The organism is Clostridium sp. 2218st1_F5_2218SCRN_220325, assembly GCF_039062665.1.
Taxonomy (GTDB): domain Bacteria; phylum Bacillota; class Clostridia; order Peptostreptococcales; family Peptostreptococcaceae; genus Intestinibacter.
The window spans coordinates 58,609-82,310 of record NZ_JBCLNH010000012.1 but is presented as its reverse complement, the minus strand read 5'-3'; the positions used below and the strand labels follow the sequence as shown (position 1 = coordinate 82,310).

At 30.4% G+C, this 23,702-nt stretch carries 19 protein-coding genes; 16 read left to right on the top strand and 3 right to left on the bottom strand.

Translation table 11 applies throughout. The features are described 5' to 3' along the window. Positions 1 to 25: 25 nt before the first annotated feature. Positions 26 to 1,474 (top strand): tRNA (N6-isopentenyl adenosine(37)-C2)-methylthiotransferase MiaB, encoded by a 1,449-nt coding sequence (gene miaB / locus ABCM86_RS08645; protein ID WP_295572092.1) that lies wholly within the window; start codon positions 26 to 28, stop codon positions 1,472 to 1,474. 98 nt (positions 1,475 to 1,572) lie between these two features. On the opposite strand, the gene ABCM86_RS08640 is transcribed toward miaB, so the two are convergent. Next, positions 1,573 to 2,529 carry a carbohydrate kinase family protein gene (locus ABCM86_RS08640; RefSeq protein WP_195930110.1) on the bottom strand — a complete coding sequence of 319 codons (957 nt, stop codon included), beginning with the start codon at positions 2,527 to 2,529 and terminating at the stop codon, positions 1,573 to 1,575. 283 nt (positions 2,530 to 2,812) lie between these two features. Here ABCM86_RS08640 and ABCM86_RS08635 point away from each other — a divergent pair, with 283 nt between their 5' ends. The 5 genes from ABCM86_RS08635 (at position 2,813) to ABCM86_RS08615 (ending at position 8,545) form a co-directional block, all read left to right on the top strand. Next, positions 2,813 to 4,132: an aminotransferase class V-fold PLP-dependent enzyme gene (locus ABCM86_RS08635; RefSeq protein ID WP_343003853.1), complete on the top strand. Its 1,320-nt coding sequence runs from the start codon at positions 2,813 to 2,815 to the stop codon at positions 4,130 to 4,132. A 387-nt stretch (positions 4,133 to 4,519) separates the two neighbouring features. Further along, positions 4,520 to 5,938, top strand: a complete 1,419-nt coding sequence (locus tag ABCM86_RS08630; RefSeq protein WP_195930112.1) for a YfcC family protein — start codon at positions 4,520 to 4,522, stop codon at positions 5,936 to 5,938. A gap of 21 nt (positions 5,939 to 5,959) precedes the next feature. Then, entirely contained in the window at positions 5,960 to 7,417 is a 1,458-nt protein-coding gene (locus tag ABCM86_RS08625; protein WP_343003852.1) for an aminoacyl-histidine dipeptidase, read from the top strand. Between the two features lie 97 nt (positions 7,418 to 7,514). Then, on the top strand, positions 7,515 to 8,168 hold the full coding sequence (locus tag ABCM86_RS08620) for a DUF421 domain-containing protein (RefSeq protein WP_295674939.1): 654 nt from the start codon (positions 7,515 to 7,517) through the stop codon (positions 8,166 to 8,168). Beyond that, entirely contained in the window at positions 8,165 to 8,545 is a 381-nt protein-coding gene (locus tag ABCM86_RS08615) for a DUF4363 family protein (protein WP_195930115.1), read from the top strand. The genes ABCM86_RS08620 and ABCM86_RS08615 overlap by 4 nt, the downstream gene beginning before the upstream one ends. A gap of 109 nt (positions 8,546 to 8,654) precedes the next feature. Here the strand turns inward: ABCM86_RS08615 and ABCM86_RS08610 are convergent, their stop codons facing one another. Further along, positions 8,655 to 9,293: a CoA pyrophosphatase gene (locus ABCM86_RS08610; protein WP_195930116.1), complete on the bottom strand. Its 639-nt coding sequence runs from the start codon at positions 9,291 to 9,293 to the stop codon at positions 8,655 to 8,657. 180 nt (positions 9,294 to 9,473) lie between these two features. Here ABCM86_RS08610 and ABCM86_RS08605 point away from each other — a divergent pair, with 180 nt between their 5' ends. The 5 genes from ABCM86_RS08605 to ABCM86_RS08585 all read left to right on the top strand — a co-directional run bounded on the left by ABCM86_RS08605 (position 9,474) and on the right by ABCM86_RS08585 (position 14,167). Further along, complete coding sequence (locus ABCM86_RS08605) at positions 9,474 to 10,931, top strand: NAD(P)/FAD-dependent oxidoreductase (RefSeq protein WP_343003851.1); 1,458 nt, start codon at positions 9,474 to 9,476, stop codon at positions 10,929 to 10,931. After that, on the top strand, positions 10,931 to 12,172 hold the full coding sequence (locus ABCM86_RS08600) for an FAD-dependent oxidoreductase (protein ID WP_343003850.1): 1,242 nt from the start codon (positions 10,931 to 10,933) through the stop codon (positions 12,170 to 12,172). Before ABCM86_RS08605 ends, ABCM86_RS08600 begins: the two co-directional genes overlap by 1 nt. Next, on the top strand, positions 12,165 to 12,527 hold the full coding sequence (locus ABCM86_RS08595; protein WP_195931363.1) for a DUF1667 domain-containing protein: 363 nt from the start codon (positions 12,165 to 12,167) through the stop codon (positions 12,525 to 12,527). Before ABCM86_RS08600 ends, ABCM86_RS08595 begins: the two co-directional genes overlap by 8 nt. A gap of 1 nt (position 12,528) precedes the next feature. Next, positions 12,529 to 13,806, top strand: a complete 1,278-nt coding sequence (locus ABCM86_RS08590) for a lactate racemase domain-containing protein (protein ID WP_343003849.1) — start codon at positions 12,529 to 12,531, stop codon at positions 13,804 to 13,806. Positions 13,807 to 14,032: 226 nt separating this feature from the next. Further along, positions 14,033 to 14,167, top strand: coding sequence for a hypothetical protein (locus ABCM86_RS08585; RefSeq protein ID WP_279325561.1), 135 nt, complete (start codon positions 14,033 to 14,035; stop codon positions 14,165 to 14,167). A gap of 914 nt (positions 14,168 to 15,081) precedes the next feature. On the opposite strand, the gene ABCM86_RS08580 is transcribed toward ABCM86_RS08585, so the two are convergent. Continuing rightward, the gene (locus ABCM86_RS08580; RefSeq protein ID WP_295674931.1) at positions 15,082 to 15,306 is read right to left on the bottom strand and encodes a hypothetical protein; all 225 of its coding nucleotides are present in this window, start codon (positions 15,304 to 15,306) and stop codon (positions 15,082 to 15,084) included. A gap of 424 nt (positions 15,307 to 15,730) precedes the next feature. Here ABCM86_RS08580 and mutS point away from each other — a divergent pair, with 424 nt between their 5' ends. The 5 genes from mutS to ABCM86_RS08555 all read left to right on the top strand — a co-directional run bounded on the left by mutS (position 15,731) and on the right by ABCM86_RS08555 (position 23,690). Then, positions 15,731 to 18,613 (top strand): DNA mismatch repair protein MutS, encoded by a 2,883-nt coding sequence (gene mutS / locus ABCM86_RS08575; protein WP_343003848.1) that lies wholly within the window; start codon positions 15,731 to 15,733, stop codon positions 18,611 to 18,613. A 45-nt stretch (positions 18,614 to 18,658) separates the two neighbouring features. Beyond that, a complete protein-coding gene (mutL, locus tag ABCM86_RS08570) occupies positions 18,659 to 20,761 on the top strand; it encodes a DNA mismatch repair endonuclease MutL (RefSeq protein ID WP_343003847.1) in 2,103 nt (700 codons plus the stop codon). 28 nt (positions 20,762 to 20,789) lie between these two features. Continuing rightward, positions 20,790 to 21,722 (top strand): tRNA (adenosine(37)-N6)-dimethylallyltransferase MiaA, encoded by a 933-nt coding sequence (gene miaA, locus ABCM86_RS08565; protein ID WP_295674925.1) that lies wholly within the window; start codon positions 20,790 to 20,792, stop codon positions 21,720 to 21,722. A 189-nt stretch (positions 21,723 to 21,911) separates the two neighbouring features. Beyond that, positions 21,912 to 22,157, top strand: coding sequence for an RNA chaperone Hfq (gene hfq, locus ABCM86_RS08560; protein ID WP_195931262.1), 246 nt, complete (start codon positions 21,912 to 21,914; stop codon positions 22,155 to 22,157). 243 nt (positions 22,158 to 22,400) lie between these two features. Continuing rightward, positions 22,401 to 23,690 carry a methionine gamma-lyase family protein gene (locus ABCM86_RS08555; protein ID WP_195931261.1) on the top strand — a complete coding sequence of 430 codons (1,290 nt, stop codon included), beginning with the start codon at positions 22,401 to 22,403 and terminating at the stop codon, positions 23,688 to 23,690. The last annotated feature ends 12 nt before the right edge of the window (positions 23,691 to 23,702 follow it).

Here is a 23,702-nt window from a genome sequence, read left to right as displayed (position 1 = left end):
TTAATTTGAAAGGAGATACAACTAGATGTCTAAAAGAAAACAAGTCACTGTTCCTATGGAAAAGATAAGAGAACAGGACAAATATATAAATGAAATAAAAAATGAAAACGAAAGATATTTCCACTTAACTGGAAAGAAAAAATCTTATTTTATACAAACATTTGGATGTCAAATGAATGAGCATGACTCTGAAAAATTAGGGGCTATGCTAAATGCTATGGGATATGAAGCATCTTTAATGGCTGACCATGCAGACTTAATAATATACAATACTTGTGCAGTTAGAGAAAATGCTGAGCTTAAAGTATATGGTAACTTAGGTCACTTAAAATTAATAAAAAGAAGAAATCCTAACTTAAAAATAGCTGTTTGTGGATGTATGATGCAACAACCTGCTATAGTTAAAGAAATAAAATCTAGATACAAACACGTAGACTTAGTATTTGGTACTCACAACTTATACAAATTCCCAGAATTATTATCTGAATCAATGTCAAGTGATTCTATACTTATAGATGTTTGGGATGTTGATGGTGAAGTTGTTGAAGGATTAAGAAGTGATAGAAAATTCGAGCTTAAAGCATTCGTAAATATAATGTACGGTTGCAACAACTTCTGTACTTACTGTATAGTTCCTTATACTAGAGGTCGTGAAAGAAGTAGAAGACCAGAAGATATATTAAACGAAATAAAAGAATTAGTTGCAAATGGAACTAAAGAAGTTACTTTATTAGGACAAAACGTAGACTCTTACGGTAAAACTTTAGAAGAAGAAGATAGAATAACTTTCGCAGAGCTTTTAAGAAAAGTTAATGAAATAGATGGATTAGAAAGAATAAGATTTATGACTTCTCATCCAAAAGATATATCTGATGAAGTTATATACGCTATGAGAGATTGTGATAAAGTATGTGAATTCTTACACCTTCCTGTTCAATGCGGAAGTACTAAATTATTAAAGAAAATGAACAGACACTACTCTAAAGAAGATTATCTAAGAATAGTTGAAAAAGCTAAGGCAGAAGTTCCAAACATAGCGTTCTCTACTGATATAATGGTAGGATTCCCTGGTGAAACTGAAGAAGATGTAGAAGATACATTAGATGTAATAAGACAAGTTAGATACGATAATGCATTCACATTTATCTACTCTAAGAGAACTGGTACTCCAGCTGCTAAGATGGAAGACCAAATACCAGAAGATGTTAAACACGAAAGATTTAACAGAGTGTTAGCGTTAGTTAACGAAATATCAAAAGAAAACAACACTACTCATCAAGATCAAGTAGTTGAGATATTAGTTGAAGGAAAAAGTAAAACTGACGATACTAAATTTACTGGTAGAACTAGACAAAATAAATTAGTTAACTTCAGTGTAAAAGACCCTAATGCTGATTTAATCGGTAAATTAGTAAATGTTAAAATAACTGAAGCAGCTTTATCATTCTCATTAAATGGGGAAATGGTTGAGTAATCTTTAAATAACTCTTTGTTGGAAAATAAATAATATTTTCCGACGAAGAGTTTTTATTTTGCAAAAATAAAAGGGGCTAAAAGCCCCATGTTTGAAAATTAATTATTAAATTTAGTATGAGTCCAATTTGTTTCTTGTATATATCTCGAAACTAAATCGTGACACATATCTGGATGTATAGTCTCTTCAGTTGATATAGTTATTGATGACATTGATATAGCGTATTTTAATGTGTCAATTAAATTATATCCATCCATATATCCCTTTGTAATTCCTGAAACAAAAGAATCTCCAGCACCTGTAACATTTACTACTTTAACATCATTTGCTTTTAATTTCCCTTCTTCAACTCCGTTGTTGTAGTAAATTCCGTCTTCATCAAGAGTGATAAATACATTTTTTACGCCTAAATCTGTAAAGTATTTACCAGCTTTTCTTAAGTCTTCTTCATTGTTAATTTTAAATCCACACATTATTTCAGCTTCGTATCTGTTTGGTTTTATAGTGTGGAAGTATTTCACTAAATGTGTAACAGTTTTAGCTTTTGCAGCTGATACTGGGTCTAATATAAATTTAGTGTCGTTAGAGAATGTTTTTAATATGTGTTCTACTATGTCTGGTCTATCTGAGTCTAAAACCATATATTCAGCATTTTTTATTATTTCAGCTTTAGAATCTATAAATTCTGTAGTAAATTCGTCTATTATCTTCATATCTACAACAGCAGATACCATTTCACCGAAATGATCAAGTACAGCCATATAAGTAGGAGTATGACCATTTTTTACTATAAGAGAATCTTCCATATTGTAGTTCATAACTTTTGAATGTTGAAGTATACTTTTTCCAGTTTCGTCATCCCCTAAAACTGATATAAATTTTGTATTAACTCCAACTCTAGCCATACATTCAGCTATATTTCTACAAACTCCACCAAAAGAAGTTCTAACCCTACCTGGGTTTGAGTCATTAGATCTATAATCGTTATCTGTAAAACCACATATGTCGAAAACTGATACACCGAAAACTAGTGCATATGATCCATTATTGTTCATTTTTTATCGTAACCTTTCTAAGAAAATTTAATAATTTTAAAAATAATAAATTAAAAAATCAATATTAAATAATAAAATTCATATCTTTGGAAAAATGAAAAGATAAATATTTTATTATTTCTTATTATATACTTAAAACGCTAAAATGCGGATTTTTTTATTTTATCATAAATCAACCATAGATTTCTACATATTTCTACAAAAATTGAGAAAAATAAAAAACAGGTTATATTTATATGTAAAATGAAATATATTTATACCATGATAATAAGGGGGAATTTATATGGATTATAGAGATTTATTTGATGGTATAGATGATAAAATTAAACTTTCTAATGGTGCTTATACAACGCCGATAAATTTTGATAATGGAGCAACTACACCACCGTTAAAAAGTGTTACTCAAATAATTCAAGATAATATAAAAAACTATGGGCCTATTGCCAGAGGGGTAGGATTTAAGGGTGAATACTGCACAATGATGTTTAATAAGGCGAGAGATGTGATATTAAACTTTTTTGGACTAGGTGGAAATGAGGATTATACAGTTATATACACTAAGTCAGATACAGAGGGGTTAAATGTCCTTGCAAATGTACTTATAAAAGACAAAGAAGACATGACGTTGACTACCAGAATGGAGCATCATGCAAATGACCTTCCTTTTAGAAGGGTTGGAAAGATGGCATATGTCGAAGTCGACGAGCTCGGAAGGGTAAAGGTAGACGATATAGAAGAGGAACTTATAAAGGCAGGAGGAAAAATAAAGATAGTTACTGTAACTGGGGCATCTAATGTAACTGGATATACTACTCCTATTCACGATATAGCAAAAATTGCACATAAATACGGTGCATTTATAATAGTTGATGCCGCACAATTAGTATCGCACAAAGAAGTAAATATGAAGGGGAATTCAAAAGATGAAGAGATAGATTTTTTGACTTTTTCTGCACATAAAGCATATGCACCGTTTGGAAGTGGGGCAATTGTGGGCAAAAAAGACTATCTAAATGAAGAAGATCCATTTTTATCAGGAGGAGGATGTGTAGCTGGAGTATTTGATGAGAGGTTAATTTGGACAGCTGTACCAGAAAAATACGAAGCTGGAACTCAAAATTTCTTTGGTGTAATAGCTATGGCGAAGGCACTTGCTGATTTAGAAAGTATAGGATTTGAAAATATAGAAGAACATGAAAGAGAATTAAAAAATTATATTATACAAGGTATGAAAAGTATAAACAATGTGACTATGTATGGTGATACAGATTATACAGAAGATAGAATAGGTGTAATTCCATTTAATATTCAAAATAAAGACTATAGCGAGGTTTCTATAATGATGGCGACAGAAAAGGGCATATCGCTTAGATCAGGAAAGTTCTGCGCCCATCCTTATGTATATAGACTTTTAGGCGCTAGTGACAGCGACGCCTATAGAGATGTAGTATCAGGAGAATATTTTTATGGAATGATAAGAGCTAGTTTGGGACTTTACAATAATATAAATGAAGCGAATATATTTTTAAATGAGATAGATTATATCGCAAATAATAGAGTTGGAAGAAGACACAGAAAACAGGCTGGAAGAATAAGATTTTAATTTAATATGATTAATTTAAAAAATAGAGGGATTTTCTCTCTATTTTTTAATTCTAAGGAAATTATACATTATCTGGTTTGTGGATAATATATAATTTCCAACCTATTAACTAAAGCAACGGAATCTTTGATTCGTTGGCGCTATGAACGTAGTGAATTTTAACTAAAGCAACGGAATCTTTGATTCGTTGGCGCTATGAACGCAGTGAATTTTTTATGGATAAAATTTACAATATATTGAGATATTGTATTATATATTAATTTCTTTTATAATCGCTAATATAAAAAGATTAAACGAAATTTTATAATCGAATTTTTAAATAATGAATATATCGATTTAAAATAGGAAATTTTAATCTTAGACAACAATGCGAAAAGGAGACAGAAAATGGACAACAAACAAAAAAAGAAAAAAGCATTTAAGTTGCCTACAGCTTATACTGTGTTGCTTATAATTACAGCAGTTATAGCTATTGTAACACACTTTATAGCTGGGGTAAGACCAGCCGGATTATCGGATTTTGTGATGGCACCTATAAACGGTCTTAACGACTCAATTGACATTGCAATATTCGTATTGTTAATTGGCGGATTTTTAGGAATAACTACAAAGACAGGTGCACTAGATGCAGGAATAGGCTCAGTAGTATCAAAGCTAAAAGGTAAAGAATTAATATTAATACCAGTTCTTATGTTTTTATTCTCACTTGGAGGAACTAGTTTCGGTATGGCAGAAGAAACTATAGCCTTCACAGCGCTTGTAACAACTACTATGATTATAGCAGGATTTGACCCATTAGTTTCAGTTGCTACAATTATCCTAGGGTCAGGATGTGGTGTATTAGGCTCAACTGTAAACCCATTTTTGGTTTCAGTAAGTATAGGCTCATTAAATGGTGCAGGAATTCCTGTAAACCAAGGTGTAGTTATAGCTACTAATACAGTTTTATGGATTGTATCACTACTTATATCAATTTACTTTGTTATGAGTTATGCAAAAAAAGTCTACAATGATAAAAATCAAAGTATACTTTCACAATTAGAAATAGAACACGCAAACGAAGCATTTATAGGAAATAAGTCAGGCCAAGAAGAAGTAGTCGAATTTACTAAAAAAAGAAAAATAGTATTAGGATTATTTGCATTTACATTTATAGTTATGGTAGCAGGAATAATACCATGGGAAGAATTCGGAATAAATTTATTCATATATACTGACTTCTTAACTGGTTCTAGTTTAGGTAACTGGTGGTTCTCTGAGCTAGGTATATGGTTTGTTATAATGTCAATAATTATTGGTGTTGTATACGGAATGAAAGAAGGCGAAATAGTAGATGCATTTATAGCAGGGGCAGCTGATATGGTCGGTGTAGCTTTAGTTATAGGTGTATCAAGAGGTATATCAGTAATAATGAACACTACTGGATTAGATGCACATGTACTTAGCAAGGCATCAAACGTATTAGTTGGAATGAGTCCAATAGTATTTACAATAGTGGCTTATTTAATTTATATGGCACTTACATTCTTTATCCCATCTACATCAGGTCTAGCAGGGCTTTCTATGCCTATATTTGGGCCTTTAGCAGTTAGCTTAGGATTTAGACCAGAAGTTGTAATATCAATCTTTAGTGCAGGTAGTGGTATAGTAAACTTAGTTACGCCTACAAGTGGTGTAATAATGGGTACACTTGCAATTGCTAAAGTAGATTATGAATCATGGGTGAAATTTGTCACAAAAGTTTTAGTAGCTATATTTATAGCATCAGCAATAATACTTTCAGTTGCGATGATGATAATAAAATAATAATCTGAAAGGAAAAGAAAAATGGAATTTAATTTTAAAAATCCAAAGCTAGATTTAGTTTTCAAATACTTTGAGGAAATATCAAAAATTCCAAGAGGTTCAGGAAATGAAAAAGAAATAAGCGACTATCTAGCTAGCGAAGGAAAAAGACTTAACTTAGAAGTAATACAAGATAATGCTTTAAATGTAATAATAAAAAAGCCAGCATCACCTGGATATGAAAATGCTCCTGCTGTAATACTTCAAGGACATATGGATATGGTTTGTGAAAAAAACAAAGACATAAAACACGATTTCACAAAAGATCCAATAAAACTACAAGTAAAAGAAAATTACTTATACGCAGATGGAACAACTTTAGGTGCAGACAACGGAATAGCTGTTGCTATGGGGCTTGCGCTTTTAGCATCTGATGATATAAAAATGCCTAAATTAGAAGTAGTATTTACTGCAAATGAAGAAGTGAGCATGGAAGGTGCTATGAATTTAGATGGAAGTCACTTTGAAGGAAGATATATCATAAATCTAGATTCAGAAGAAGAAGGCAGAATAACTGTAAGCTGTGCAGGTGGGGTTACAGCAATAGTTGATATACCAAAAGAATTAAAAGACATAACTCCTAAACAAACATACCTTATAAGTATAAAAGGTCTAAAAGGAGGACACTCTGGTATTGAAATAGACAAAAAAAGAGCAAACTCAAACTTACTTATGGGAAGAGTGCTTAACGCTCTTGAAAAAGAAAAAGTAAATTACGACTTAATATCTATAAGTGGTGGACTTAAAAACAACGCAATACCTCGTGAAGCAGAAGCTACAATAAATTTAGATTCTAATGATGAAAAACAAGTTGTAAATATTATAAATAATATGTCAGAAGTATTTAAAAATGAATTTAAAACTTCAGACCCACAAATATCTTTAGAGATAAACAAAATAGATGAAAAACACGAAAGAGCTTTATCAGAACAAGTTCAAAGCAAAATAATAAAAGTATTAAACTTAATGCCTAGAAATATCCAAACTATGAGTGCAGATATAGAGAACTTAGTTGAAAGTTCTACAAACTTAGGTGTTGTAGTAACTGAAAATGACTCTATAAAATTTGAATTTGCGACTAGAAGTTCTGTAAAAACTCTAAAAGACGATATAAACGACAGAATGCAATTGCTTTGCGACACAATAGGAGTAAACCTTACACTAGAAGACGATTATCCAGAATGGGAATATGCCAAAGATTCAAAGTTAGAGCAAATATGCGTTGAGACTTATGAAAAAATAAACGGCAAAAAGCCAGAAATAGTGGCAATTCACGCTGGATTAGAATGTGGTTTACTACTAGATGCTATAGAAGGGGCACAAGCAGTATCTATAGGTCCAGATTTATTCGATGTTCACACTCCTGATGAGCATATAGATCTTTTATCTACAGAAAGAACATGGGATTATTTAGTAAGCATATTGGGAAATATAAAATAAATATAATTTAAAATTACAATTTAAGGCTTTATAAATCTTAAAACATATTTAAGACTTTATAGCTCATAAGGTATGCGGCTATAAAAGGAGGACTTATATGGTTGTAGTTTTCTTGAGGAGTATTGTTTTATATATAGCAGTATTAATCTCTATGAGAATTATGGGAAAAGGTGAAATAGCTGAGATGAATTGCTTTGACTTAGTTATAACGCTTTTAATAGCGGAAGTTGCATCACTACCTATGGAAAACAACGATATTCCTATGATAAATGGTATTGCAGCGCTAACAGGTCTTGTAGCAATGCAAACTATTATTTCATTTTTATCTTTAAAATTTAGAAAAATATCTATAATATTGTCCGGGAAACCTTCAATACTTATCAACAAAGGTGAAGTAGATTATAAAGAGTTAAAAAGAGAGAGAGTAAGCATAAACGAGCTTTTAGAACAACTTAGAATTCAAGGATACTTTAATATAAAGTATATCCAATATGCCATATTAGAGACAGATGGAAGTCTAAGTGTGGTGCCGACTCCTAATTATAACTCGACTCCTTCAAAAGAGTACAAGCATCTACCGATTCCGCTTATATTAGATGGCTCTATAATAAAAGAAAACCTAAAAAAATTAGATAAAGATGAGCTATGGCTAAATAATATACTAAAAATGCACAAAATAAAAAGGACAAAAGACGTCTTACTATGCATTTTAGATGAATATGACGGAGTATTAATTCAAAAGAAAAGATGAAAAATACTATAATAGCTTTAATATGGGTCATCTTGTTTATACTATTTGGGATTTATATAGACAATAGAGTAGAGGATTTTGGAATCGATTATATAAAAGATGTGGAAGCTACATATGAGGTTATACATGATGATAAGTGGGAATATGCAGATGAAATGCTAGATGACCTTGAGGCAAGGCTCGACACTCAAAAGGACTTTTGGCTAAAGGTATTAGATCATCAATATTATGATGATTTAAGTTTAGAATTAAATCTAGTTAGAAACGCCGTATACTGCAAAAACAAAATAAGAGCTTTAGAAGAATTGGAAAAAATAAAGTCCATTCTTCAAAATCTAATAGCCGACGAAAAGTGTAATTGGAATTATATTTTTTAAACTTAAATATTTATACAATTCAAATAAGCAGATAAGATATATTTATATTTTATCTGCTTATTTTTTTACTTAAGCCTTAATATGTTGAGTATGCAGACATATTAATTGGTTACTCTTTTAAAAAGTTTAAGAAGTTTTCTAGTATTTTAGCAGATATACCCCAGATGACGTAATTTTTATATTCATAAAATAAAGTCGAGTATTTTCCGACGGCGAATTTGTAGTTTTCTTTATTTGGAATTTTGTAATATGGAAAATCTTTGTTTACTTTTACTTCTAGCTCATTTTCAAATTCATCAGGAGAAGTATCTATTAAGTACTTTATTGGAGCTGTAAATACATGGTCTACTTCATCTTTATTTATAGGTAAATTTTCTAGTCCATTTTTCACTACCTTTTCGTTTATAACGCCTAAAAATGGATGAATTATTAAGTTTGAGTGGTTTATATATAAATCTAGGGGAGAAATTATTTCTATATCGTCAGGACTTATACCTAATTCTTCACAAGTCTCTCGTATGCAAGCCTCCCTCGGAGTTTCATTTTCTTCTATTTTTCCACCAGGGAAAGCTATTTCATTTGGCTGACTTCTTAGTGTTTTAGACCTCACTTCAAATAGTATTTCGTGTGAATCGTTATTTTTAATTATCGGAACTAATACAGACGCCCTCTTCATATTTTGATATCCATTTATATATGGTTTAAAATTATCAAATTTATCTTTAATGTCTTTAATATTTTCAATCATAATAATTTACTTCCTTTCAAAATATATCATATAAATATTATAGTCTACATTAAAAAAAATATAAATTCTCATATAAATAAAAAAATATGCTAAAATTGATGAAAAATTGGAAAAATAAGTATAAAATAAAAAATAAAATAAAGGTTGCGAATATCTTTTCGTAAAAAGGGGGACATTGAGTTGGACAAATTATATGATGTGATAATAATCGGATCTGGCGTTGTGGGAAATGCTATTGCCAGGGAAATGTCTAGATATAATTTAAAAATAGGAGTATTAGAAAAAGAATTAGATGTATGTAATGAGACGAGTGCGAGAAACTCAGGGGTACTGCATGCAGGGTTTAACAACAAGCCGGGGACACTTATGGCTAAGTTTTGTGTTGAAGGAAATGAAGGTTTTGACCAAGTTGCAGATGAGCTTGGAGTACCGTTTAAAAGATGTGGGAAACTAGTTGTAGGGTTTAATGAAGAAGATAAGCAAAAACTTATAGCTATGAAAGAGCAAGGCGAAAAAAACGGTGTTAAGGGTCTTGAGATAATAGGCAAGGACAAAATAAAAGAAATTGAGCCAAATATCGACGGTGAATTTGCAATGTGGTCTAAAACTACAGGTATTTTAAATCCATTTTTACTTACAATAGCTCTTGCTGAAAATGCAGCAGAAAATGGGGTAGAGTATTATTTTGCAAATGAAGTAATAGATATAAATAGGATAGATGAAATTTACAATATAAAAACAGTAAAAGATACATATAAAGCTAGATGGGTTGTAAATGCAGCAGGACTTTACAGCGATAAAATCTCAAAAATGATTGGAATAGACGACTATACAATTCACCCATGCAGGGGAGAGTATTTTATATTAGATGAAAAAGTAGGCTCAAAATTAAGCCTTCCAGCATATCCAGTTCCAAATCCAAAAGAAGGTGGGCTTGGAATCCACTTAACTCCTACAATAGACGGTAATGTATTTATCGGCCCAAGTAGTGAATATATAGAAGAAAGAGACGATTATTCTGCTACTCAAAAGATAATGGACTTACTAATTAAAGACGGGGGAAGAATATTCCCACATATAAAAAGAGAGGATTTCATAAGAAATTTTGCGGGAATTAGACCAAAACTCGCCTCAAAAGAAGAAGGTGGATACCACGATTTTGTAATAGAAATGAGAGATGAAGCTCCAAACACTATAAATTTAGTCGGTATAGAATCACCAGGGCTTACAAGCTCAACTCCAATTGCCAAATACGTAGTATCTTTATTAAAACAAAAAGAAAAACTTACAGAAAACGAAAACTTCAATCCAATTAGAAAGCCTATAGTCACATTTGTAGACAAATCAATTGAAGAAAAAGAAGAATTAATCAAAGAAAATCCAGATTATGGCGAAGTTATTTGCAGATGCCAAACTATAACAAAAGCAGAAATTATTGAAGCTATAAATAATCCACTAGGAGTTGAAACTTTAACAGGAATAAAATACAGATGCAGAGCTATGATGGGAAGATGTCAAGGTGGATATTGTGAAACGAGAATAGCAGGTCTATTAGAAGAAGTTAAACATAAAAATAGAGAAGATGTGATTTATTCAAGAGAAGGTTCTAATATGTTTGTTGGGAAGGTGAGAGAGTAATGGTTGAAAATAAAGACGTTGTAATAGTTGGGGGCGGCCCTGCAGGCCTTGCAGCAGCTCTAGAGCTAAAACACAAGGGAATAGAAGATATACTTATTGTCGAGAGAGAAGATAAACTAGGCGGTATATTAAAACAATGTATTCACGATGGTTTTGGTCTTACTCGATTTAAAGAAACATTAAGCGGTCCAGAATACGCCTATAGATTTATAAAAGAAGTTGAGAAAGAAAAAATAGATTACATTACAGATGCCACAGTTATAGATATAAATAGAGATAAAGTTGTCACTGCTGCTACGAGACAAGGCTTAAAACAATACAGGGCAAAAGCTGTTATTTTGACTATGGGATGTAGAGAGAGAACAAGGGGGGCGATTTCGACTCCAGGAACGAGACCTGCAGGAATATACAACGCCGGAGTTGCCCAAAGATATATAAACTTGACTAATACTATGGTTGGAAAAAACGTAGTAATTTTGGGCTCAGGTGATATAGGTCTTATTATGGCGAGAAGACTTACACTAGAAGGAGCAAATGTTAAGGCAGTTGTTGAGCTTTCACCATATGCAAATGGACTTCCAAGAAATATTGAGCAGTGCTTAAACGACTACAACATACCTCTATATTTAAGCCACACTATAACTAATATAGAAGGAAAAAGCAGACTTGAGGCCGTTGTAGTAAGTGAAGTAGATGAAAAAACTAGAAAAATAATTCCACAAACAGAAAAAAGATACGAATGTGATACTTTGATACTTTCAATAGGGCTTATTCCAGAAAATGAATTATCACTAAAAGCAGGTGTAGTATTAGACAAAAGAACAAAAGGTGCAGTAGTAGATGAAAACTACCAAACTTCAGTTGAAGGTATTTTCGCAGCGGGAAACGTACTTCAAGTACACGACTTAGTCGACTTTGTATCGCTAGAAGCTGAAAGACTAGCAGATCACGTTTGTGAATATATAAATGACGGCAAATTAAAACAGTGTGATATAAATATAGAGTCTGGCGAAAATATAAACCACACAATTCCACAAAAGATAAGTGGGACTAAGGATTTTGTGCTTTCATTTAGAGTTAGAAAGCCTTTTAAAGAATGTAGGGTCTATATAATTCAAGATGATGAAGTTATAAAAACTAAAAAATACAAAAAGGCGATACCAGCTGAGATGATTCAAATAAAAATTTCAAAAGATGAAATAAAAGAAAATGGGGATTTGAAGGTGATTATAAGTGAATAGAAAATTTACATGTATAGTTTGTCCAAATGGATGTGAAATAGAAGTTGAGTATGAAGGAAAAGATGTAAAAAATATTGAAGGAGAGGGATGTAGAAAGGGAAGAGAATACGTAGTTCAAGAACTAACTGACCCAAGACGTAATATAGCCTCTTCTGTGATTTTATTAAATGGAGAACTCCCACTTGTAAGTGTAAGGCTTACTAACCCTATCCCAAAAGATAAGATATTTGACGTTATGGATATAATCAAAAATATAAAACTAAAAGCTCCTGTAGAAGTAGGAGATATAGTTGTGAAAAATATAATGGGTTATGACAGCGACCTTATAGTTACAAAGCAAGTAGGTGTAAAATAATATGTCTCAAATAAACGAAATACTAGATAATATAAAGCTCCCTCAAATTATGAAAGTAAGCCAGACATTTGACAATACTAAGCTAGATGATGTTGAGGGTGATTTAAATCAAAAGCTAATTTATAAAAATATTAAAGACAAGATAAAACCGGGGATGAAGATTGCGATAACTGGTGGAAGTAGGGGTATAAGTTCTTATAAAGAGCTTATGAAGACTATAGTGAGCTTTGTAAAAAAATGTGGCGCAACTCCATTTATAGTGCCATCTATGGGAAGCCATGGAGGAGGAACATCAGAGGGACAAGAAAATATGCTCAAAAAACTAGGCATAACAAAGGAATCTGTAGGATGCGAGATAATTTCTTCTATGGATGTTGTAGAAGTAGGAAGGACATCTAAAGATTTGCCCGTCTATATCGATAAAAACGCAGCAAATGCAGATGGAATTATCTTATTAAATCGAGTTAAACTCCACACCTCATTTAGAGGTAAATACGAAAGCGGATTGATTAAGATGATGGCGATCGGCCTTGCAAAGAGAAAAGGAGCCGATATGACACATTTTCTTAGATATGAAAATATGGCAGAAAATCTAGTTGAAGTAGGAAAAATAGCACTCAATAACTTAAATATAATATGTGGAGTTGCTAGTATAGAAAATGGATACAATGAAGTAGCAGATTTATTTGTACTGCATAAAGATGAAATACTGCAAGAAGAGCCAAAGATACTAGAAAAATCAAAACGCCTTATGCCTAGGATTTATTTAGATGATATAGATGTACTTATTGTAAACGAAATAGGAAAAAACATAAGCGGCACAGGAGTCGACACAAATATAGTGGGCAGATTTCACACAAATGCCGCCAGTGGTGGGCCTAATACAGTAAAACTCGGTTTTTTAGATATAAGTGAAAAATCAGGCGGAAATGGAAATGGCATGGGACTTGCAGATTTTGTATCTAAAAAGTTTTTTAGAAAGATAGATTTTGAATCTACTTATATAAACGCCATTACATCCACAGAACCAAATAGTGTAAAACTTCCACTAGTATTAGACAACGACAAATACGTATTTCAAGGTTGTGTAAAACTATGTGGAGTTAAAAACATACAAGATATAAAATTAGTTATAATAAATAACACAAAGGAATTAGACGAAATTTATATGAGTAAATCTGCATTTGAAAACACAGTAGATAAATCAAAAGTAAAAAAAGAATCAGAATTATTTGATATACCTTTTGACGAAGAAGGCAATTTAGATCTATATCGCTAGGTATTGTTATATAAACTACAAACTCAAAGTGAAAATAATTATAAAATATAACAAAAAACAGTAAAAAATTATTTTATTTTATTGAATTGTGTTAATATTGTGATATTTTAAGTTAATATATCGATAGAAATTAGATTTATAAAAACTTATAATTTATCTTAAGAAATATGAAATCAAACTTAAATTTACAAAAAGTTAAATGTAAGAAATAAAGGGGGTAATTAATATGACAAGTATGGCTTGGGGCTTTATGTTAACAGTATGGGCTACTATATTTATAACAGAAGGAATAGCAATGAGAAGAATATTAAAAGGATACGATGAAAAACATAAATCAAGAAGTGGTCAAAAAATAAGCTAAAATTTTAATTTTTATTTAATGACATTTGCAATTATAATAAATAAATAAAACTAATTTATATCAAAATATTAAATCACAAGAAAAGACTTATTGTATTGGGGATATGCAATAAGTCTTTTTTAATTATAAAAAAGACAAGGAGCCGATTACTATGACGAAGGAGACCCTAAGCAACGGACGAAGCCGCCCGCGCCTGAGCGTAGCGAATATAGTTATAATTTGAAATTTAGTCTGTTAAAAAAGGGTTAAGAAGAGTATCAATTAATGTTAAAAAACCGTAAAAACATCATACATTATGTTAATGAAGGGTAAAATATGCGTATAAACACACAATTTTCAGAAAATTTCTAATATAATAGAAGTAAGTAAGAAAGGAGTGGATACTATGACAGGTATAGCTTGGGTTTTTATGTTAGTAGCGTGGACAATAATTATAGTTGCTGCAGTTTGGGCAATGAAGGATATTCTAAAAAATAGTTAACTTATGACTTAAAATGACTAGTAGGAGAAAATAGACCGTGAAAATTTACAAAACACACTTAAATTATTTAAAAATTATTGATATATACAATATCGATATTAAGAGTTTAAAACATAAAAAAGCTTTTTAAAGAATTAATAGATTTTCTTTAAAAAGCTTTTTTTAGTTTCTTTAAAAAGCTTGAATATCCTTTTTAATAGTATTATCTAAATCTTTCTCGAAAGACTTTTCTTTTAATTGCTTGTTTAAATCTCTTATCTCATCATTTGAAATAAAAGATCCTTTTATAGTTGGGTCTATAATTTCTACTACTGTTTTTGCATCAAAATCAACATAGTCTACTACATCTTCTATATTTTCTATTAAAAATTCTAAGTTTTCTTGTGTAGAAATTTCGTAAGTTTTCCCATGCTTAATTAAATACTCTGATATTTTATGAGGACATACTTAAATTTTCATCTAAAGCCTTGTCTCTAAGTTTTGTTAATTCTTTAATGCTTAAATCTTCCAATTCTATAATTGTGCTTTTTTTTTGCTTCATCATATTTTCATATAATGTATCTTCCTTTATATCTTTATTATCTGCAAAACTAAAAGCTGCAGCTGAACATAAAGATAATGACAAGGATAAAATTAATGCAGTTATCTTTTTTATCACAAAGATATTCCCCCTTTTATCTTTTAATTATTAATAGTGTAATGTTTATGGGAATTATTGTCAATTATGTAAATTTAAGATTAAAATTTAATTTTAACTAATTATGTATATGATAGAAACTATTTCAATATAATAACGTCATTATCTTGTAAGATATCTTTCACGAATTTAATCCTATTTTAAAAATAAATTTATAATTTTGAAATATAGACTCCTACAAAAAAATAAAAAAAATATGTTATAATGGTTATCTAGAAAAAAGTTCTTTAAATTAGATTTCTAATGTATAATAATTAATTTAGAAAAGATATAAATGATTTTTAATTAGAATATAAAATAAAAATTACAACTTAAGAGAGTTTAATATATTAACAAAAAAGAAAGGAGTAGCCTAAAAATAAACATTTTAGGCATAATAAACAAAATGGTAATCGACAGAAGTAAATTAACTCCTATGATGAAACAGTATTTTGAGACAAAAGATAAATATCCTGATTGTATATTGTTCTTTAGATTAGGAGATTTTTATGAGATGTTCTTTGAAGATGCGATAATTGCATCAAAAGTACTTGAAATAGCACTTACAGGAAAGGCTTGTGGGCTTGAAGAGAGAGCTCCTATGTGTGGAGTTCCGTTTCATGCTGCAAACTCTTATATATCAAAATTAGTTGAAAGTGGATATAAAGTAGCGATAGGCGAGCAGATGGAAGATCCTTCTGCTGCAAAGGGAATCGTAAAAAGAGAAGTAATAAGAGTAGTAACTCCAGGGACTGTTCTTGAAGGGAATCTTCTTGAAAACAAAAAAAACAACTACCTTATGTCTTTATACAAGCAAAATGACGATATAGGTCTATCTTATGTAGATATAAGTACAGGTGAAACTAATGCAACTATATTAAAAAAAGACAAGTTAATAGAAGAAATTGCGAAAGTTTCTCCATCAGAAATAATAATAAACGACTTAGATTATATAAAAAATCTAGAAGCTATAGCGTCTTTATCTAATATATATTTAAATACTAATTTCGACGAAGCGTATTTAAACGAAGATATATTAAAACAATACTTCAGCGATGAGTATTTAAGAAACTTAAAATTCGATGAAAATGGACTTATAAATAGAAGTTTATGTGTCCTTTTAAATTATATATACAACACTCAAAAACAAGTAACTTCAAATATAAACAATATAAACATATACAACTCATCAAATTATATGGTGCTTGATATGTTTACTCGTTCAAATTTAGAGCTTACAGAGACTATTAGAACAAAGAAAAAGAAAGGCTCACTACTTCACGTACTAGATAAAACTTCGACTGCAATGGGTGGAAGAATGCTTAGAAAATACGTTGAGGAGCCATTAGTAGACAAACAAAGAATTCAAACTAGATTAGATGTAATTGAAGAGATAAAAGACGATTACTCACTTAGAATAGACTTAATCGAGATTTTAAAAAATGTGTACGATATAGAGCGTATCTGCGGTAAAATCGCGTTTGAAAAAGTTACTCCAAAAGAGCTTATTAATTTAAAAAACTCTATTGAAAAACTTCCAGAGCTAAAGCGTAGAATAGAAGAATCTGATGCAGAAATACTTAAAAACTACGCAAACAAAATGGAGACTTTAGACGATATTTACGACTTAATAAATAAAGCTATACTTGAGGAGCCTAGCATAACTATAAAAGACGGAAATATAATTAAATCAAGCTACAATGAAGAATTAAGCGAGCTTAGAGAAGTTTCTACAAACGGCGCATTTATGATTAAGGAAATCGAAAATCGCGAAAAAGAAAAAACAGGAGTTAAATCTTTAAAAATAGGATTTAATAAAGTGTTCGGATATTATATTGAAATAACAAAGGCAAACTTAGCAACTGCAAATATAGACAATAGCTATATAAGAAAGCAAACATTAAGTAACGCCGAAAGATATATAACAGAAGAATTAAAAATAATAGAAGATAAAATACTTCACGCAAAAGAAAAAATAGGTGTGCTTGAATACGAATTATTTGTACAAGTTAGAAAATACATCTACGACAATATAGATAGAATCCAAAACGTAGCTAAGATAATAGCAAATATAGACGTATTTACTTCATTTGCAACTGTTGCAGATTTAAACAACTATGTAAAACCTAATATAAACGACAACAACAAATTAGATATTAAAAACGGACGTCACCCAGTTGTCGAAAATATAGTAGGTGAAGAAAACTTCGTGCCAAACGACACTTATTTATCAGACGACGAAAATATTATAAATATAATTACAGGGCCGAATATGGCAGGTAAGTCGACTTATATGAGACAAAGTGCGATAATAGTTTTAATGGCTCATATGGGAAGTTTTGTTCCGGCAGATTTTGCAGATATTCCAATATGCGACAGAATATTTACAAGAGTTGGGGCAAGTGACGACTTATCTTCTGGTCAATCTACATTTATGGTAGAGATGAACGAAGTTTCACAAATACTTAAAAATGCTACATCAAAGAGTTTTGTAATACTTGATGAAATCGGTAGGGGTACATCAACTTACGACGGTATAAGCTTAGCTTGGGCAATAGTTGAATATATCCAAAGTAATATAAAATGTAAGACTTTATTTGCAACTCACTACCACGAGCTTACAGATTTAGAAAACGAGTTTAGAGAAGTTAAAAACTACTCTATTTCAGTAAAAGACGACGGAGAAAATATAATCTTCCTTAGAAAAATAGTAGAACAACCAGCAGACAAAAGTTACGGTATATATGTTGCAAAACTTGCAAAACTGCCTGACAAAGTTATAGAGCGTTCATCAGAAATTCTAAGTGATTTAGAGAAAAACCACATATTTAACGGTGAAGTTTTAACTGGAAGTCTCGATAAAGAAAAAATGAATTTAATGCTTGATAAAGCAAATAAAGAAGCTTTAGTTACAGCAGATTTACAACTTAAAGATATTGATGTAGTAAGAGAAGACGATAAATCACAGATTCAAGTTACAGATGAATTTAGCTTTGAAAATGAGCTAAATAAAATAGAGCAAGACAATATAAAAAATGAATACGAATCTTTAAAATTAGAGCATGAAACTTTATTAAAAGAACATAAAAAAATGAAAAAAGATTATAATAAATTAAATGCAAATTATACTAAATTAAAAGAAGAAGATTCACAAATATCGTTTGGAAATATAACTCCAAATAACGAAGTATTAGACGAGCTTTTAAATTTAGATATATTAAATATGAATTTAATAGACTGCGTAAATACATTATATAATTTACAAAAAAAAGCAAAAGAAAATAGATAATCGGTTATTTTAACTTAAGCCAAAATAACCTCTTGGAGGGATTAGATGGGTAAGTATATAAATATTTTAGATGATTTAACAATAAATAAAATAGCTGCAGGAGAGGTCGTTGAAAGACCTTCTTCTGTAGTAAAAGAACTTTTAGAAAATGCAATAGATTCAGGTGCTACTCAAGTCGTCGTAGATATTACTGACGGCGGAAAAAAGTGCATCAAAATAAGCGACAACGGATCTGGAATATTATCTAGTGAAGTTGAAAAATGCTTTTTAAGACATGCTACAAGCAAAATAAAAGAAATAGACGACTTATACGATCTTTATTCGCTTGGGTTTAGGGGGGAGGCACTTGCCTCTATTTCTGCTGTCTCAAATATCGAAATGATTACAAAGACAAAAGAAGAAGTTATAGGTACGAAGATAGAGCTTAGCGGGTCTAAAATAATAAAAAAAGAGCCTATAGGGACAAAAGACGGTACAACAATAACTATAAAAGACTTGTTTTTTAATACTCCAGTAAGAGCAAAATTTTTAAAATCGACTCATGCTGAAACTATAAATATAAGTGATTTAATAAATAAACTTGCTATAGGAAATCCAGGAGTTAGAATAAAATACATAAACAACAAAAAGCTTATGTTAAATACACCTGGCGACAATAAACTTATAAACGTAATAAGAAGTATTTATGGAAAAGAAATAACAGATAACTTAATCGAAGTAGATTATGAAGATGAGAAGATAAAAATATACGGATATATAGGAAACAACAACATCTATAGATCTAACAAAAACCTTCAACATATCTATATAAATAAAAGATATGTTAGAAGTAAAATTATATTAGATGCTATAAATGAAAGTTATAAAAGTATAATTCCTATAAATAAATTTGGAGTGTGCTTTTTAAATATAACGATAAACCCAGGTGAAATAGACGTAAATATACATCCGACTAAGCTAGAGGTAAAATTCCAAGACGAAAAAGACGTATATATAAAGATAAGAGATTTAATAAAAAACAAACTTCTAAATATAAGTTTGATAGGAAAATACAAGTCTTATACTAATAATAATGAAAACTACGTACAAAATAAATTAAATCACCTTGGAGAAAATAATTTAGAAGAAAAAGTAGAGACTTCTTCAAATCAAAATATAAACCAAAATAAAATAGATTTTGAGTATAAAACAGAATCTAAAGAGCAAGATACTCTAAGCTTAAAAGAAGAACCTAAAGAGTACAATATAGATGAAAGAGAAGACTTATCTTCATTTAAATCTTTTAAAGAGGCATTAGAAGAAAATGAAACGAAAGATGAAAATGAAGATTATGAGAAAGCTCAAAATAATAAGTTTAATGAAGTTTCATATACTCAAATAGATAATTATAACTCATATCAAGAAAAAGAGCAGTCTGATTATTATAGCAATATGGGTTATAGCGATATAAAAACAAGTAGAAATAGTGAGTTGGATTCTAAATTAGACGAGATTTCCACTCAGGGAAATTTTTTAGAAACACAAGACGACACACTAGATAAGATAATAAATAATTCACAAGACAGCAAATTTAGAGCGAGCGACTTTAAGGTAATCGGCACAATTTTAAATACTTATATCGTCCTTGAAAAGGGGACATCTATGTATTTATTAGATCAACATGCCGCACACGAAAAAGTACTGTATGAAGAGTATATGACAAAGTTTAAAAGCCAAAGCATAGACATGCAGATGTTACTGGACCCTATAGTCATTGAACTGTCTAGTGTAGATATGTTAGATGTAGAAAAAAATCTAAATTTATTTATGAAATTTGGTTTTGAAATAGAGATATTTGGAGATAATCATATTATGGTCAGAGGAGTGCCTAATATTTTTGGAACTGCTCAATCAGAAAAATTTATATTCCAAATAATCGACAACATAGGGGATTTAGAAAGTAGCTACGACTTAAAAATGGACAAAATAGCATCTATGTCTTGTAGAGCAGCTATAAAGGCAAACGACAAAATCCATTTTGACGAAATACATTCACTACTTTCAAAAATGGAAAAGTGTGAAAATCCATATACTTGTCCACATGGGAGACCATCAATGGTCGAAATATCTAAAAAAGAAATAGAAAAGATGTTTAAGAGAATTATGTAATACAAATTAGAATTGAGGAAGATATATAATGAACAAAATACCGCTTATAATACTTACAGGGCCGACAGCAGTCGGTAAAACTGATTTATCGATTAAGCTTTCAAAATCATTAAATGCAGAGATAATATCAGCAGATTCAATGCAGATATATAAATATATGGATATAGGTAGTGCCAAAATAACAAAAGAAGAAATGGACAATGTAGTCCACCACATGATAGACGAAGTTACTCCAGATGTACCTTTTTCTGTATCAGAATTTCAAACTAGAAGTGAAAAATATATAAACGATATACACGAAAGAGGAAAAAGAGTACTTGTAACTGGAGGAACTGGATTATACCTAAACTCACTTATATACAATATGGACTTTGCAAAATCAGACGCAAATAACGAAATAAGAGAAAAGCTAGAAAAAGAATTAGAAGAAAACGGCATAGACTATATGCACGAAAAACTAAGAAGTCTAGATGAAGATGCTGCAAATAGAATCCACAAAAACAACACAAAGAGAGTTATAAGAGCTATAGAAGTATGCCTAAGTGGAAACAAAATGAACGATTTCTCAAAAGACTTGAGATACAACGAAAAATACAAACCTATAATAATAGTTTTAAATAGAGACAGAGAAGTATTATATCAAAGAATAAACAAAAGAGTAGATATAATGCTTGAAAATGGTCTATTAGACGAAGTTAAAAAACTACTTGAAATGGGATATACAAAAGATATGATATCAATGCAGGGAATAGGCTATAAAGAAATGATAAAATATCTAGATGGCGAGTACACTTATGACGAAGCAGTAGAAATAATAAAAAGAGACTCTAGAAGATATGCTAAGCGCCAGATAACTTGGTTTAAAAGATATCAAGATGCAAAGTGGTTTGACTTAGATGAATACCAAAATAAAGAAAAATTGGAAGAAGATATAATTAATCATATTGAAAAATTACTATAAATTGTATAAAATAATAATATATAGTATTATCCTTAATTACATATAGGAGATTATATTTAAATTATAATCTCCTATATATAAAGTACTTAAGAAAATAAGTACTATACTTTTTGGGGAGTCTATTTTATACACTATTAAGATATGAATTTCCTTAATATAAAAATTAACTTATCAGGGAGGGCATTAAAAATGAAAAATACAGTTTTAAACTTACAAGATTTATTTTTAAATAATGCTAGAAAAGAAAGAATACCAGTGACAATATTCTTAATGAATGGGGTACAAGTAAAAGGAAATGTAAAAGGATTTGACAGTTATATAATATTACTTGAAGGTGAAAACAGACAACAAAACATGATATACAAACATGCTGTTTCAACTATAGTTCCAGGTAAATATATAAACCTACAAAATCAACAACAAAACAACAGATAATACTACATACAAAAGATTATTTTATATTAAAAATTAAAATTCTTTTTAGAAGAAAAGGTACTTATGTGAGTTAATAATTAATTGTTGCCCCACATAAGTACCTTTTTTCTGTCTTGAAGAAAAAATTTGTGTATGTTAAAATCTTAAATGTTGGATAATTATAGATGAAAATATAAATTTAAATTATTAAAATAAATATGATTATACTTATATAAATAAAATAATACAAATTAGGAGAAAGACATGTTAAAGGAAACTAGCGATTTATTAAAACAATTTTACCAATTAGATGATGAAGTATTTAAATTATCTGAAGAAGTAATGGAAGATATAAAAGAACAATTTGATGAGATAAAAGAAATAAGAGAATTTAATCAATATAAAGTTTTAAAAGCTATGCAAGAAGCTAACTTATCAGACAACCACTTCAACTGGACAACAGGATACGGATACAATGATATAGGTAGAGAAAAAGTTGAAGAAATATATGCAAATGTATTTGGGGCTGAAGATGCACTTGTTAGACCTATAATAGTAAACGGAACACACGCACTTAGCTTATGTGTGCAAGGGCTTGTTAGACCTGGAGATGAGATTTTATCAATAACTTCAACTCCATATGACACGCTACAAGGTGTTATAGGTATAAGAGAAGAAAAAGGTTCATTAAAAGAATACGGAGTTACTTATGATGAAGTAGATTTCTTAGAAAATGGAGATATAGACTTAGAAGGCGTTAAGAAAAAAATAAACGAGAGAACTAAATTAGTAATGATACAAAGATCTAAAGGTTACTCTTGGAGAAAATCTCTTAGTATAGCTGATATAAAAGAAGCAATAGACGTTGTTAAATCTGTAAATAAAGACATAATCGTTATGGTAGACAACTGCTACGGTGAATTCTTAGATACTAAAGAGCCTACAGAAGTTGGAGCAGACGTAATGGCTGGTTCACTAATCAAAAACCCAGGTGGAGGTCTTGCTTTAACTGGTGGATACATAGCTGGTAGGGCTGACTTAATAGAAATGATATCTTATAGATTAACATCACCAGGAATAGGTAAAGAATGTGGTCTTACTTTCGGAACTACAAGAACTGTACTTCAAGGATTCTTTATGGCACCATATGTTACATCACAAGCAGTAATGGGAGCTATATTCTGTGCTAGAGCGTTTGAAAAATTAGGATACGATGTACTTCCAAAATACGACGATTTAAGAAGTGACATAATACAAGTTGTAAAACTTAACAATGCTGAAGAAGTTATAAGTTTCTGTCAAGGTGTGCAAGCAGCAGCTCCAGTTGATGCGTTTGTAAAACCAGTTCCATGGGCAATGCCAGGATATGAAGACGAAGTAATAATGGCAGCAGGTGCATTCGTTCAAGGTTCATCAATAGAGCTTAGTGCCGATGCTCCAATAAGACCACCATACAACGTATACTTCCAAGGTGGACTTACATTTGATCACTCAAAAATGGGTACTTTAAAAGCTATACAAGCTATTAAAAAGATGAAAGAAGAAAATAGATAATATAAAAAACAC

Excerpts from the sequence above, each read along its gene's own strand:
- miaB (WP_295572092.1), top strand. The coding sequence starts at position 26 with ATGTCTAAAAGAAAACAAGTCACTGTTCCTATGGAAAAGATAAGAGAA.
- ABCM86_RS08640 (WP_195930110.1), bottom strand. The coding sequence starts at position 2,529 with ATGAACAATAATGGATCATATGCACTAGTTTTCGGTGTATCAGTTTTC.
- ABCM86_RS08635 (WP_343003853.1), top strand. The coding sequence starts at position 2,813 with ATGGATTATAGAGATTTATTTGATGGTATAGATGATAAAATTAAACTT.
- ABCM86_RS08630 (WP_195930112.1), top strand. The coding sequence starts at position 4,520 with ATGGACAACAAACAAAAAAAGAAAAAAGCATTTAAGTTGCCTACAGCT.
- ABCM86_RS08625 (WP_343003852.1), top strand. The coding sequence starts at position 5,960 with ATGGAATTTAATTTTAAAAATCCAAAGCTAGATTTAGTTTTCAAATAC.
- ABCM86_RS08620 (WP_295674939.1), top strand. The coding sequence starts at position 7,515 with ATGGTTGTAGTTTTCTTGAGGAGTATTGTTTTATATATAGCAGTATTA.
- ABCM86_RS08615 (WP_195930115.1), top strand. The coding sequence starts at position 8,165 with ATGAAAAATACTATAATAGCTTTAATATGGGTCATCTTGTTTATACTA.
- ABCM86_RS08610 (WP_195930116.1), bottom strand. The coding sequence starts at position 9,293 with ATGATTGAAAATATTAAAGACATTAAAGATAAATTTGATAATTTTAAA.
- ABCM86_RS08600 (WP_343003850.1), top strand. The coding sequence starts at position 10,931 with ATGGTTGAAAATAAAGACGTTGTAATAGTTGGGGGCGGCCCTGCAGGC.
- ABCM86_RS08590 (WP_343003849.1), top strand. The coding sequence starts at position 12,529 with ATGTCTCAAATAAACGAAATACTAGATAATATAAAGCTCCCTCAAATT.
- ABCM86_RS08585 (WP_279325561.1), top strand. The coding sequence starts at position 14,033 with ATGACAAGTATGGCTTGGGGCTTTATGTTAACAGTATGGGCTACTATA.
- mutS (WP_343003848.1), top strand. The coding sequence starts at position 15,731 with ATGGTAATCGACAGAAGTAAATTAACTCCTATGATGAAACAGTATTTT.
- mutL (WP_343003847.1), top strand. The coding sequence starts at position 18,659 with ATGGGTAAGTATATAAATATTTTAGATGATTTAACAATAAATAAAATA.
- miaA (WP_295674925.1), top strand. The coding sequence starts at position 20,790 with ATGAACAAAATACCGCTTATAATACTTACAGGGCCGACAGCAGTCGGT.
- hfq (WP_195931262.1), top strand. The coding sequence starts at position 21,912 with ATGAAAAATACAGTTTTAAACTTACAAGATTTATTTTTAAATAATGCT.
- ABCM86_RS08555 (WP_195931261.1), top strand. The coding sequence starts at position 22,401 with ATGTTAAAGGAAACTAGCGATTTATTAAAACAATTTTACCAATTAGAT.